This window comes from Rhodococcus sp. IEGM 1409 (assembly GCF_030056735.1).
Taxonomy (GTDB): domain Bacteria; phylum Actinomycetota; class Actinomycetes; order Mycobacteriales; family Mycobacteriaceae; genus Rhodococcus_F.
Map to the genome: position 1 here is coordinate 155,573 of NZ_JASHKN010000008.1, position 13,307 is coordinate 168,879.

General features: G+C 60.3%; 9 protein-coding genes. 3 read left to right on the forward strand and 6 right to left on the reverse strand.

The genetic code is table 11. The features are described 5' to 3' along the window. Positions 1–52: 52 nt before the first annotated feature. Together QM716_RS20755 and QM716_RS20760 are read left to right on the forward strand one after the other, a co-directional pair. Complete coding sequence (locus QM716_RS20755) at positions 53–1,306, forward strand: pyridoxal phosphate-dependent aminotransferase (protein ID WP_019747413.1); 1,254 nt, start codon at positions 53–55, stop codon at positions 1,304–1,306. Between the two features lie 539 nt (positions 1,307–1,845). Further along, positions 1,846–3,108 carry a YibE/F family protein gene (locus QM716_RS20760; RefSeq protein WP_283305974.1) on the forward strand — a complete coding sequence of 421 codons (1,263 nt, stop codon included), beginning with the start codon at positions 1,846–1,848 and terminating at the stop codon, positions 3,106–3,108. Positions 3,109–3,118: 10 nt separating this feature from the next. On the opposite strand, the gene QM716_RS20765 is transcribed toward QM716_RS20760, so the two are convergent. Together QM716_RS20765 and QM716_RS20770 are read right to left on the reverse strand one after the other, a co-directional pair. After that, positions 3,119–4,795 carry a DUF7159 family protein gene (locus QM716_RS20765; RefSeq protein ID WP_283305975.1) on the reverse strand — a complete coding sequence of 559 codons (1,677 nt, stop codon included), beginning with the start codon at positions 4,793–4,795 and terminating at the stop codon, positions 3,119–3,121. Positions 4,796–4,943: 148 nt separating this feature from the next. Beyond that, positions 4,944–6,263, reverse strand: coding sequence for a UDP-glucose dehydrogenase family protein (locus QM716_RS20770; RefSeq protein ID WP_283305976.1), 1,320 nt, complete (start codon positions 6,261–6,263; stop codon positions 4,944–4,946). Between the two features lie 108 nt (positions 6,264–6,371). On the opposite strand from QM716_RS20770, the gene QM716_RS20775 reads away from it, so the two are divergent. Next, positions 6,372–6,896, forward strand: a complete 525-nt coding sequence (locus QM716_RS20775; protein WP_283305977.1) for an arsenate reductase/protein-tyrosine-phosphatase family protein — start codon at positions 6,372–6,374, stop codon at positions 6,894–6,896. A gap of 847 nt (positions 6,897–7,743) precedes the next feature. Here the strand turns inward: QM716_RS20775 and QM716_RS20780 are convergent. From QM716_RS20780 to gmd, 4 genes are all read right to left on the reverse strand, one after another. Further along, positions 7,744–9,195, reverse strand: coding sequence for a tyrosine-protein kinase domain-containing protein (locus QM716_RS20780; RefSeq protein WP_283305978.1), 1,452 nt, complete (start codon positions 9,193–9,195; stop codon positions 7,744–7,746). A gap of 696 nt (positions 9,196–9,891) precedes the next feature. Continuing rightward, positions 9,892–11,217: a UDP-glucose dehydrogenase family protein gene (locus QM716_RS20785; protein WP_283305979.1), complete on the reverse strand. Its 1,326-nt coding sequence runs from the start codon at positions 11,215–11,217 to the stop codon at positions 9,892–9,894. Positions 11,218–11,269: 52 nt separating this feature from the next. After that, positions 11,270–12,238, reverse strand: a complete 969-nt coding sequence (locus QM716_RS20790) for a GDP-L-fucose synthase family protein (protein WP_283305980.1) — start codon at positions 12,236–12,238, stop codon at positions 11,270–11,272. Beyond that, positions 12,235–13,266, reverse strand: coding sequence for a GDP-mannose 4,6-dehydratase (gene gmd / locus QM716_RS20795; protein ID WP_230816379.1), 1,032 nt, complete (start codon positions 13,264–13,266; stop codon positions 12,235–12,237). The genes QM716_RS20790 and gmd overlap by 4 nt, the downstream gene beginning before the upstream one ends. Positions 13,267–13,307 lie beyond the last annotated feature (41 nt).

A 13,307-nucleotide genomic window follows, 5' to 3' on the forward strand; every position in this document is an offset into this window, starting at 1 on the left:
ACTTGCGCGGTCCCCGACAATGCACTTGCACAGTGGTGGGATCATGTAACTCGTGAGCACACCAGAACCCGTCCGCCATCGTCAGCCGCAGCGCGAGCTGGAGCAGTCGTCGAAGCTCCAGAACGTCCTGTACGAAATCCGTGGACCGGTGCACGCGCATGCCGCCCGGTTGGAGGCGGAAGGGCACCGGATCCTCAAGCTCAACATCGGCAACCCGGCACCGTTCGGATTCGATGCTCCCGATGTGATCATGCGGGACATGATCGCTGCTCTGCCCTATGCGCAGGGCTATTCGGAATCCAAGGGCATTCTGTCGGCGCGGCGCGCGATCGTGACGCGATACGAGCTGGTTCCCGGCTTCCCCGAGCTCGACGTCGACAACATCTACCTCGGCAACGGTGTTTCCGAGCTGATCACGATGACCATGCAGGCCCTCCTCAACAACGGCGACGAGGTGCTGATCCCTGCGCCGGACTACCCGTTGTGGACCGCGATGACGAGCTTGTCCGGGGGCACACCCGTCCACTACCTCTGCGACGAGGCCAACGACTGGAATCCCGATATCGCCGATATCGAATCCAAGATCACCGACAAGACGAAGGCTCTCCTCGTCATCAACCCGAACAATCCCACGGGTGCGGTGTACTCGATGGAGGTTCTGCAGCAATTGGTCGATCTGGCGCGCAAGCATCAGCTTCTGCTCCTCGCCGACGAGATCTACGACAAGATCCTCTACGACGACGCAAAGCACATCTCGCTGGCGACGCTTGCCCCTGATCTGCTGTGCCTGACTTTCAACGGCCTCTCGAAGGCCTACCGCGTCGCGGGCTACCGCTCCGGCTGGGTGGCGATCACCGGGCCGAAGGATCATGCGGCCGGCTTCCTCGAGGGGCTCGATCTCTTGGCGTCGACGCGACTGTGCCCCAATGTCCCCGGACAGCACGCCATTCAGGTCGCCCTCGGCGGACACCAGAGCATCGAAGACCTGATCCTGCCCGGCGGCCGTCTCCTCGAGCAGCGCGACGTCGCCTGGGAGCGACTGAACATGATTCCTGGCGTCTCGTGCGTGAAACCTCGCGGCGCGCTCTACGCGTTCCCTCGTCTGGATCCGAACGTCTACGAGATCCACGACGACGAGAAGTTGGTTCAGGACCTCCTTCTCCAGGAGAAGATCCTGATGGTTCAGGGCACCGGGTTCAATTGGCCGAACCACGATCATCTTCGGATCGTTACGCTTCCGTGGGCTCGAGATCTTGCCGTGGCCATCGAACGATTCGGCAACTTCCTCACCAGTTACAAGCAGTAGATTCTCCGGCCGAATCCGGGCGAAATCGGGTAAACAATTCGTTGTACAAATGCCCCGTAAACGTAAAACGGCGGGGCATTTGTGCGACCTTGGTCACATCTTTCGCAAACCACCCGGTTTGATTGACACTTTAACTATTTAGTGACCTGCCCTGATGTGAAAACGGTCCACCCGGTACGTGATTCGTTGTGAAATTGATAGTTGGACAACGCGCCAAATCAGTTTGAAATTGGGTACATTAGTTATCAGCACTTCGGTGCCGCGAGCACCTGGTATCCCTCCCCCCCCTGTGGATACCAGGTTGGTGGCGGGGACAACCCCCCCTGTTCCCCGCCACCCAGCTCGACCAATCTCAGTTTCACACTCCGGTATTTATCTCCCGGATAATTCCTGTGCCGACACTGTCGTTGATCGACCCTGTCTTCAGACGTTGATCGACCTTCAGACGTTGATCGACACTGTCTTCAGAAGCTGACCATTCGCTTCGAAGCCGATAACATTGCAGCGGTGCAAATCCCCAGTCCGACACTCAGTTTCCGATGAGTCACGGCCACGGTCACGGCGGACCCATCCAGATCGGGCCCACCGCATCCCGCGTCGTCATCGGCTTGCTCGTCGTCATCGGCATGGTCGTCGTCGCGGCAGCAATCGCACTGTGGCCCGACAAGAACTCTTTTCCCGTCCCGCTCCCGTTTCAGAACGCCGACGGCAGTTCGGTGGAAACCGAGGCGGGCACTGTCACGATGCAGGATCTTGGCGACTGCGGAAGCTCTTCCGCCGGAAGGGTATTCGTGGGTGCACCGCAACCACCACCCACCTCTGCATATCAGTGTCAGCGAAGTATCGTCGATATCGAATCCGGGCCTAATGCCGGAACCAAGACATTGCTCGAGGTCATTCCGGGTGCCGGTCAGCCGGACCTTCGCGTGGGTGACCACATTCGCCTCGTGCGTCAGACGGACCCGAACGGCAATACGCAGTACTCCTTCGAGGACTATTCGCGTGGGCTCCCGCTGGCGCTGATCGTCGTCGCGTTTGCCGTCGTCATCATCGCCGTTGCGCGGTGGCGCGGATTGCGCGCACTCGTCGGCCTGGTGATCGCCTTCGGCGTTGTCGTCGGATTTCTCCTCCCCGCCTTACTGGACGGCAAGCCTGCAATACCCGTTGCACTGGTCGCCGGGGCGGTGATCTTGTACGCGGTTCTCTATCTGGCGCATGGCGTCTCATTGAAAACCAGTTCGGCATTGCTGGGCACCCTTGCCGCGATGGTGCTCGCTGCCGTTCTCTCATACCTCTGTATCGAACTGACTCATCTCACCGGACTGTCGGAAGAGCAGAACACCAATGTTCAGACGTACATCGAGCACATAGATATCACCGGCCTGCTGTTGGCGGGATTCATCATCGGCTCACTGGGCGTTCTCAATGACGTCACTATCACCCAGGCATCCTCGGCTTTCGAGTTGGCCGAACTCGACAAGCATGCGTCGCGCCGAAAAGTCTTCAGCGGTGCGATGCGGGTCGGACGCGATCACATTGCCAGCACGGTCTACACCTTGGTTCTCGCGTACGCGGGCGGGGCGCTGCCGCTGCTGCTGCTCTTCAGTGTCAGCGGGCGCCCGCTTCAGGACGTTTTGGTCGGTGACGCCGTCGCGATCGAGATCGTACGGTCCGCGGTCGGCGGAATAGCTCTGGCTCTTTCGGTTCCGCTCACCACTGCCATTGCCGTGATTCTCGCGCGGCCACCCGGCAGTGCGGTCCAGGCCGGTTCGACTTCGGGTGGACGCCACTCCAAACGTTGAGAACGGGGCCTCAGAGTCCAGGAATCGGCGGGAGGACCGGCAACAGAATCGGCGGCAGTCCGGGAATGTAGATCGCGGGCGGCGGAGGCGCAGGTGCGGGCGCCGGCGGCACGTAGGTGTCCCGTACCACCGGCGGTGCCTCGACGACGGGTGGGGCTTCCTCGGTCGTAGTCGGAGGCGGCGTCGTTGTGGTCGGCGGCGGAGTAGTCGTGGTCGTCGGGGCCGGGGTAGTCACCTCGGTTGCCGCAGGTCCAGCTTCTTCGGAGTCTCCGAAGACCTTTCCTCCATAGCCCAACCCCAGCCCGACGATGACGACTGCTGCGATCACACCGGCGCCGAGGCCGGCAAAACGCAGTGGATTCCTCGGCTCTGTGGACATGGTTTCCACAGTCTGGGTTCCGGAGAGCCACGACGGGTGTGCGGTTCCTGCTCCGACTCCCTCGTCTTCGCGCACTGCCGAGTACGCCTGGGCGTCAACCATCACGGCCTCGGTATCGGCGTCCCGCTCGGCCCCGAACCCGTCCGTGACCGGTTCACTGTCAGCGACGACAAAATCTGCACTCTGGTCGAATCGTTGCTCGTGCCGGTTCGGTCGTGGCTGCGGCAGTTCCGCGGCATACGGACTCGACATCCGTTCCTGCGGAACCGACTTCGCCTCGACAGCAACCTCCGGCACGGCTTTCGGTCGCTCCGATTCGGGGAGCGTCGTGACTCCTCCATAGCTGAACGCCTGTACCGGGACGGGCACCTCTGCCGGTGTGTGAATCGGATAAGGCGCGAAGATCGGCGCCACCGCTGGGACCTGAACCGGCACGGCGACAGGGCGTGACGACGGCGCCATGGACAACTCGGCGATCAGCGCGGCGCCTTGCGCTGTCACCAGTTCAGGCTGCTCGGGCGCGATGACGGGGGAATCCAGCCACGCCGCGAGAGTCGCTCGCACGATCGGGATGCGCGCGCCGCCGCCGATGAGGACAATCACGTCCGGGTTACGGCCGGACGTTGCGATGACCTCTCGTATTTCTCGCGCAAAAGCCTCCACCGACGTGATGACCAAGGAATCGAAAACTTCCCGCGACAACAAGAGAAGTCCACCAGGGCCGGGCAGGCACACTGCGCTCCGTGTGGACAGCTGTTCCTTGGCAAGTCGGCATCGCGCCTGCAGTTCGGAGTCGCCACCCGGGTCGGCCGGCGTCGCAATTCGGCGACGCACGGTCTGGTCGGAGTAGACGAGGTCATCGAAGTGGTCTCCACTGGCCCGAGTCGACCGAGCGGTCACGACGGTAGATCTCGTATGCCTGTCCACAACGCTGATCGTCGATCCCGAACTACCCATGTCGACGACGACGAGCGTGCTCTGATCGGTCAGTGCACCGGGTTCCTCGAGCATCCGGAGCGTCGCTGATACTTCGGGCACCAACTCGAAGTTGTCGATGCCTTTCTGTTCGAACGCGGACTGGAGTGCACCGGCTTGCGCTTGATCGCGGTAGACGACGACCGTATGGCTGCTGAGTTCGGCGTTCTCGGTCAACGCCACTCGAGTCGCTTCTGCAGCGATGTCCTCCGGGACGTCCCGCCCCCGATCAACCGATCTCGATCGAAACACCGGACCGCTGTGGTCGGGCGTCCCCGGGCGCGCCAAACGCACAGCGCTGGCTCCCACCGTCACGCCCAATACCAAGTTCATGATCCACCTTCGTCGACCGTGGACGGGTCCCGTCAGCAGACCCGTCATTCCCCGGCCGGAAGTCTACCCACTAGGGATGGGCTGCGAGGTTCGCGCATCGCATCCAACGCTTAAACGCAGCTACTATTTCGCTACCTGGACGCTCAACCTACCGCCCTAAGCCGCGATAGTTCCAACCGGCAGCACGCCAGAGTTCCGGATCGAGGCAATTTCTGGCGTCGACGATCACGCGTCGACGAACGAGGGGTTCCAGATCGGCAGGCATTAGTGAGGCGAACTCATCCCATTCCGTCGCGATCAAAACGACATCGGCATTCTTGCAGGCGTCTGACGTGGAGGTTGCGTAGTGCAGGGTGGGAAACAGTCGGCGAGAATTGTCCATCGCCTTCGGATCGAAGACGGTAACTGCCGCCCCGTGCAGCTGCATCATTCCCGCAACGTTCAGCGCAGGCGAATCGCGCACATCGTCGGATTCGGGCTTGAATGCGGCCCCGAGCACCGACACGTTAGCTCCCAGCAAACCGCCATCGCAGGCTGCCGTCACCAGTTCCACTGCTTTTGTTCGTCGTCGCATGTTGATGCTGTCGACCTCACGAAGGAAGTACAGCGCTTGGTCTACACCCAACTCTCCGGCGCGTGCCATGAAAGCCCGAATGTCCTTCGGCAGGCAACCACCGCCGAACCCCAACCCCGCATTCAGAAACCGCCTGCCGATCCGAGCGTCGTATCCGAGAGCGTCGGCCAAGATCGTGACATCGGCGCCGGTGGCCTCACACACCTCCGCAATCGCGTTGATGAAGGACACCTTGGTCGCGAGAAACGCATTCGCAGATCCCTTCACCAACTCGGATGTCGCCAGATCGGTCACGAGAAACGGCACCCCCGCGCCTAACATCTCGGCGTACACCTCACGAAGAACACCTTCGGCATTTCCCGGTCGATCACGATCAACCCCTAGAACCAACCGATCAGGGCTCAGGGTGTCCGCGATGGCGTGCCCCTCACGCAGAAACTCCGGATTCCAGGCCACCTCAACGGCGCTACCCGCGGGCGCAGTGGCCCTGAGTCGCTCGCCGAGAGCCGCAGCCGTCCCTACCGGAACGGTCGACTTGCCGACGATCAGCGAAGGCCGTCGAAGGAACGGCGCCAACATATCGATCACCGAATGAACGTGACTCAGATCCGCGGCGTACTCCCCCTTCTTCTGCGGAGTCCCCACCCCGACAAAATGGATGTCGGCAAAATCCGCGGCGTCGGCATAGGACGTCGTGAACCGGAGCCGACCCGACTCCAGATTCTTCTCGAGCATTTCGGTCAGACCCGGCTCGAAGAACGGGACCTCCCCCCGGGACAACTTGTCGACTTTGGACTGGTCGATGTCGACTCCCAGCACGTCGTGACCCAGTTCCGCCATACACACTGCGTGGGTCGCCCCCAGGTATCCCGTTCCGAACACGGTCATTTTCATGTGTTGTTGGTATGCGCCCGAACTTTCCGACACGCGTACGCCAGGTGGGCGCGAAACCAACATCGGGCGTACGACGAGTGCGTCGCGCCTGCGACCTATGCTTCTGCCATGCACGTTCTCTTTGTCTGTACGGGAAACATCTGCCGATCACCTACCGGTGAACGCCTCGCGCGTGCCTACGCCGCCGAAGCCGGGGCCACCGGCTTCACCGCTTCGAGTGCCGGCACCCGGGCGATGGTCGGACACCCGATCGAGCCGACTGCAGCACGGGTTCTCGCGGGTCTCGGCGGCGACCCCGGAGAGTTTCAAGCCCGACGTCTGACGACGGTGCTGGCTGCCGATGCCGATCTCATTCTCACGATGACCGAAAGTCACCGGGACAAAGTCCTGGCGATGGCTCCGACGCGACTGAAGCGCACCTTCACCCTTCGAGAAGCCGCACGGTTGGCCACGCTCGCCGACGCCGGCAGTGTTGACGATCTGGCCGCCGCCAGACCGCGTTTTCGTGCCACCGAGCCCGAGGACGTCACAGATCCGATGGGTAAGGAAGAGAGACTCTTTCACGAGATCGGACTTCAGATCGCCGATCTCGTGGGCCCGCTGCTCAGCCGACTTCGCTTCGGTGAGGGCTGAGCGACGTCACCGCGGTCAACTGCGGTAGCGACTTGTCCGATTCGCAGGAGTAGCTGTACTCGTACGCATTACGCCCTCGAGACGGCGTCGTTATTCACCCTCCAAGCAGGCAAGTACGCGCATGCTTCACCATTAGCATTGCGTACCTATAGTTTTCATTGCCTGACCAATTGGACTCCACGTTTGAGCGGAAACCCGCACGCGGTTGATAAACCCTCTGCAAATCGAACCATCGCCCGTCCGGCTGCACGGCAATTCCGAACGATCGTCCGACACTTCGCCGCTGGGTGCGCCACGCGATATGTGAAGACGAAATCTTCGACGAATTGGGGGCATACCTACCAAGCGATTAGCCCGCATATCGGAAAAGATTGCAGTACAACATCATTCGCAATACTTGACAGACCACCGACCCGAAGCTGCAATGCGCGGAGGCTGCTACCGCAAATACCTGGCCCGTTGCCATCGGCCCTACAAAAAGAAGGGCACGTCGGCTGATTTCGTAAACTGCTCGGTCCCAACGTCATCGCGTCTCGACGCAACAGGAATACCGCGCCGCCAAGATTGCGGACACGCGGCACCCTCCAAGTACGGAATGGGGCCGACACCGGCATCCCGGCAAACAGACAAAAACGGATCCGAACGCCGACGACCCGACCGGCGATACTCTCACGGGCATCTCCAGTCGGGTCCGGTTCGAAGATCGAAGTATCTGCGACGGGTAATCGCCTCCCGTGCCAACACGGCCGGGGCTACCGGAGTCGCTGGAAAGCTAACGGGCCCCCGAGCATTTCTCGGGGGCCCGTTAGCGCGACGCGAGTGAAACAAAGGTCAGTACTCGACCCGTTCAGTTGACTGTCGACGGAGCCCGCACTTCGTTGACTGCGCTGGCACTGGCGCCGGACGAACTTCCTACAGGTATGTCAGCCACAACAGGATCGGAGTCGTAGTAGTACTTGTACTCGTAAACCCCGCGACCGTTCAGCGGGGTCATCGTTATGACAGTGCCGAGAATCGTCGCACCCACGCTGTGGAGGTTGCCCACCGCCCTGCTCAACTGTTCCCTCTTCGTCGAACCATGACGAGCAATGACGAGTGCGCCGTCAGCTAGAGCAGACAGAACTGCAGCATCCGTAACCGGAAGCAACGGCGAGGCGTCGATGATGACGTAGTCGAACCTTCTGCGGAGATCAGCAAAAACTGCGTGGGCAGTGTCAGTCCCCAGCAATTCGCTCGGGTTCGGAGGAATCGGACCCGAGGCAAGAACCGTCAGGTCCGCATTGCTCGTAACTTGAAGCACGTCGTCCAGATCTGCTTGCCCGGCCAGGACCGAACTGAGCCCGACGCTTCCGATTAGTCCGAGGTACTTCGACACACGAGGCTTACGAAGGTCCCCTTCGACGAGACATACCTTCTTGCCCGCCTCGGCCAGCACGAGTGCGATGTTGACGGCGGTCGTAGTCTTGCCCTCCGAGGGAAGCGAACTCGTGACGACGATGACACTCGGGGGGTGATCCACTGCCAGGAACTGCAAATTGGTTCGTAGTTCACGGTATGCCTCGGCACTGGCGGAGTTGCCTTCGTGGAAGTTGATCGCTTGATGAACTTCACGTTCCTTGTCGAACGGAATTGTTCCCACCATCGCCGCACCAACGACGTCCTCGACTGTCTTTCGTTCTTTGACAGTGTTGTCCAAGCGGTCACGCACCACCGCTAACCCGATCCCCAGCAGAAGACCGATCGCGGCACCCAGTGCCACGTTCCGCGACGTCTTCGGCGAGACCGGTTCCGCGGGAGTTTGTGCTCGCTGCTCCACAACGACGCGCGCAGGCGCCGTGCCACCGTTGGCGGGCGTACCCAGATCTTTGACCATGACGACAAATTCGTCCGACAGCGCATTGGCAATTTCTCGAGCCAGTTCAGGCGACGCATCTTGCACGCTCAAGTCGAGAAGTACTGTCTCCGGTGCCGATGTGGCGGTCACCTTCGACGAAATCTCCGCAGCGGAAAGCCCGCCGAGCCGATCCGGCCCGACTGAATCGATCGTCCTCTGTGCCAGTGTCTCGCCGGTAAGGAGCTTGGCGTAGGAAGTGACCAACTGCTGCGAGAGCTGGTTGCCTTGGTAAGCCTCGTTCACGGTTGTTCCGGTAGAAGTCGACACGAACAGGCGTGTGGAAGCCTGGTAGATCGGTGTGGCAATCAACGAGGCGCCCAATGCACCCAAGATCACGACTACAGTGACGACAGCAACTATCTTCCACCGTGCCTGCAGAATCTTCAGGTAGTCCCGTACATCCATCGTCGAATCTCCTTCGGCTCGAACACGAATCACGTCTTCGAGTAGTAATCGACAGCCGCTTGTCGAGCCGCTGCACTCAATCCAGGCTGAACGAGGCAGCCAATCTTCTATCGCACACACATAGTGTGATTTTGTGTTCGGAACGAGCAGGTTCGCGTTCCTTCAAGGCATGTCACGACGCGGCCGACACATGAAGGCGTAGCGACGGGCTCGAGGCAGTGGACATCAGGGCCCTCTCCCACGTCTCCTGTACCAGCCTTGCTCGCCGAGACCGCATTGCGGCGACCCCAGCGCATGCATTCAGTCCGAGTTGGGAGCAAATACTACGAACAGCTGTGCTGAACTCTACTGTGTCATTAACCTTTTCACCACCGCAACAACAATTCGGCGCAGCTGTGCAGCCACATTCGATCTCGCCGTCCGAGCGAGGATCGCCCACGGCCAATTGACGGTAAGGACCAAAGTCCACCCAGGTGCATTCACGGACCACTAGATCGAAAGCTGCTGCGCACCAGTAGAACAAGGCTCTATTCCACACCACGGCACCATCGGCCGGACGCAAACTCAGTGCCGCGCCGACACAGCTCATCTATTGACGGACCTTGGTCCCGATCCTTGGCGAATCCACCCGAGGGTGGACTCGCACCAGGCTTCGCCCACTGATGGTTTCGACGATTTACGGCTGGTTTCAAAGATTTACGGTCTTCCGAGCCCTCGATAGGTCCACCCCGCGTCGCGCCAGGTGCTCGGTTCCAGGCAATTGCGCCCGTCAATGATCGCCTTCTTGCGCACGATTGCTTCGAGGTCCGACGGCAGCAATTTTCGAAATTCGGTCCATTCGGTCAGGACCAGGACGACATCAGCCCCTGCGCACGCTTCAAGTGCGCTCGACGTGTAGGTGAGGGTGGGGAACAAAGCCTTCGAATTTCCCATTGCCTTTGGATCGTAGACATTGACGGCAGCGCCTTGCAGTTGAATCTGACCCGCGACGTTCAGTGCCGGCGAGTCACGAACGTCGTCGGAGTCAGGTTTGAACGCGGCACCGAGAACCGCCACACGGGCTCCGAGCAGCGAGCCACACGCTTCACGAGCCAGTTCGACCATCCGTGTACGACGGCGCATGTTGATATTGTCGACTTCGCGCAGGAAGGTGAGTGCTTGGTCTGCCCCCAATTCACCCGCGCGTGCCATGAAAGCACGGATATCCTTCGGCAAGCAGCCGCCACCGAAACCGATCCCGGCATTGAGGAATCGCCTGCCTATTCTCTCGTCGTGGCCGATGGCATCGGCAAGAACGGTGACATCCGCACCCGAGGCCTCGCATACCTCCGAGATCGCATTGATAAACGAGATCTTCGTCGCCAGAAAGGCATTGGCTGATGCTTTGACCAACTCCGAAGTGGCAAGGTCGGTGACAACAAAGGGGATACCTTCGTTCAAGAGCTGCTCGTATACTTCACGCGCAACCGATTCTGCACGTCCAGGTCGATTGCGGTCTACCCCTAGCACAAGCCGGTCCGGGTGAAGCGTGTCCTTCACCGCGTAGCCTTCCCGGAGGAATTCCGGGTTCCACGCCACCTCGACGTCTCGTCCTGCAGGCGCCAGCTCACGCGCCCGCGCACCTAATCGCTCGGCAGTACCCACTGGCACAGTCGATTTTCCGAAAATGACGGCCGGCCTGGTCAAGAGAGGTGCGAGGGACTCGATCACCGAATCGACAAAGCGCATGTCGGCCGCGAACTCCCCCTTCTTCTGAGGCGTACCGACGCCGAGGAAATGGATGTCCGCGAACTCTGCGGCCTCCTCGTAGGAAGACGTGAACCGAAGACGTCCCGCGGCTATGTTGCGGCGCAACACTTCCTCGAGCCCTGGCTCGTAGAAAGGAACCTCCCCAGCTTCGAGCATAGCGAGCTTGTTCGGATCGACATCGACGCCGAGAACCTCGTGACCCAACTCGGCCATGCATGCTGCGTGTGTCGCGCCCAGGTAGCCGGTGCCGAATACCGCAATACGAGAAGTCATAACGATGTCTGCCTGTCGAAGTCGGTTTTACGTCGAATAATGCTGTAGTACTTCATGTCCTGATCGAATCGACGTTCTGTCGATACCACTCCACAGTCGATGCGATCCCCACACGCAAGTCAATCCTGGGCTGCCAACCCAAATCTCGAAGCTTCCCGATGTCGAGCAGCTTCCGCGGCGTTCCGTCAGGTTTCGTGTGGTCCCATTCGATCTCGCCGCCGAACCCGACCTCGTCCGCCACGATCGCGGAGATCTCCGCGATGCTCTGGTCCTCGCCAGTACCCACGTTGACGTGCTCAACTCCGTCATAGTGGTCGAGCAGATGAAGACAGGCATCCGCCATGTCGTCGACATGAAGAAACTCACGCCGTGGGGTCCCGCTACCCCAGTTCACAACTGACGCCGCTCCCTCACGGCGCGCGTCGTCGAAGCGCCTGATGAGTGCTGGCAGCACATGAGAGCCCTTGGTAGAGAAGTTGTCACCAGGGCCGTAGAGATTGGTCGGCATCGCGGAAATCCACGGACGCCCGAACTGCTTGCGAACAGCCTGCACCTGCAGGATTCCGGCGATCTTTGCGATCGCATACGCATCGTTGGTCGGCTCCAAATGACCGGTCAGCAGATACTCTTCGCGAATCGGTTGGGGAGCGAACTTCGGGTAGATGCAGGATGACCCGAGGAATAGCAGGCGCTCGACATCGAACTCGGCCGCCGCATCCATCACGTTCACCTGAATGCGAAGGTTGTCGGAGATAAAGTCCACCGGCAGTGTGCTGTTCGCCAAGATCCCGCCCACTCTGGCTGCCGCGAGAACCACGTTCTTCGGCCTCTCCTCGGCGAAGAATTCGAACACTGCACCGCGGTCACGAAGATCGAGTTCGGCGGACGTGCGACCGACAAGGCGATTGAAACCGTCGGCTTCCAAACGACGCCAAATCGCTGAACCTACGAGCCCACGATGGCCCGCGACGAACACACGCTCGCTCCGATCGAGCGGCCGCTGCACGTTCTCTCCTGTCATCGAGCGTGCTCCCAATCCACCAGGTTCGGACGATCGATCCAAGGCTTGCCCTCACATGTCAACGCCTCGATGTCCGCGTCGACCATGATTCGAGCCAGTTCGGGGGTATGCACTGTCGCCTTCCAACCGAGCTTCTGCTCGGCCTTTCCGGCGTCCCCGATCAACGCATCGACTTCCGTCGGGCGGAGATAGCGCTCATCGAAGCGCACGTGATCTTCCCAGTTCAGCCCGGCATGCTCGAAGGCCACCGTCAGGAAGTCCTTGACTGAATAGTTGCCGCCAGTCGCGAGAACATAGTCGTCCGGTTCGTCGGCCTGAAGCATCCTCCACATTCCCTCTACGTACTCCGGCGCATAACCCCAGTCACGAATTGCATCGAGATTGCCCATGTACAAGTTACTTTCAAGGCCCGCTTTGATTCGAGCGACTGCTCGCGTGATCTTGCGGGTCACAAACGTCTCACCACGGCGAGGGGATTCGTGGTTGAACAGAATTCCATTCACCGCGAAGATCCCGTATGCCTCACGATAGTTCTTCGTGATCCAATATGAATAGACCTTCGCAGCGCCATACGGCGACCGAGGATAGAAGGGGGTCTGCTCGTCCTGCGGAGGTGGTGTCGCACCGAACATCTCGGAACTGGACGCCTGGTAGAACCTGCATTCGAGCCCTGCCATTCGAACTGCTTCGAGCAACCGGATCGACCCGATTCCCGTCGTGTCACCGGTATGTTCAGGCTCGTCGAAGCTCACCCGTACATGGGACTGCGCCGCGAGGTTGTAGACCTCGTCCGGGCGTATCTGTGCGAGAAGGGTGACCAAACGCGCCCCGTCGCTGAGATCTCCGTAATGGAGGAACAGTTTTGCATCCGGGGTGTGGGGATCTACATACATATGATCGATCCGAGCTGTATTGAACGTGGACGACCTACGAATGAGTCCGTGGACCTCGTATCCCTTGCTCAACAACAGCTCGGCCAGGTATGAACCGTCTTGGCCTGTAATTCCGGTAATCAGTGCGCGTTTCACTTGAAACCCCGTCCTCGAAGCAGATACTCGTCTGCGGATAG

Excerpts from the sequence above, each read along its gene's own strand:
- QM716_RS20760 (WP_283305974.1), top strand. The coding sequence starts at position 1,846 with ATGAGTCACGGCCACGGTCACGGCGGACCCATCCAGATCGGGCCCACC.
- QM716_RS20765 (WP_283305975.1), bottom strand. The coding sequence starts at position 4,795 with ATGAACTTGGTATTGGGCGTGACGGTGGGAGCCAGCGCTGTGCGTTTG.
- QM716_RS20770 (WP_283305976.1), bottom strand. The coding sequence starts at position 6,263 with ATGAAAATGACCGTGTTCGGAACGGGATACCTGGGGGCGACCCACGCA.
- QM716_RS20775 (WP_283305977.1), top strand. The coding sequence starts at position 6,372 with ATGCACGTTCTCTTTGTCTGTACGGGAAACATCTGCCGATCACCTACC.
- QM716_RS20780 (WP_283305978.1), bottom strand. The coding sequence starts at position 9,195 with ATGGATGTACGGGACTACCTGAAGATTCTGCAGGCACGGTGGAAGATA.
- QM716_RS20785 (WP_283305979.1), bottom strand. The coding sequence starts at position 11,217 with ATGACTTCTCGTATTGCGGTATTCGGCACCGGCTACCTGGGCGCGACA.
- QM716_RS20790 (WP_283305980.1), bottom strand. The coding sequence starts at position 12,238 with ATGACAGGAGAGAACGTGCAGCGGCCGCTCGATCGGAGCGAGCGTGTG.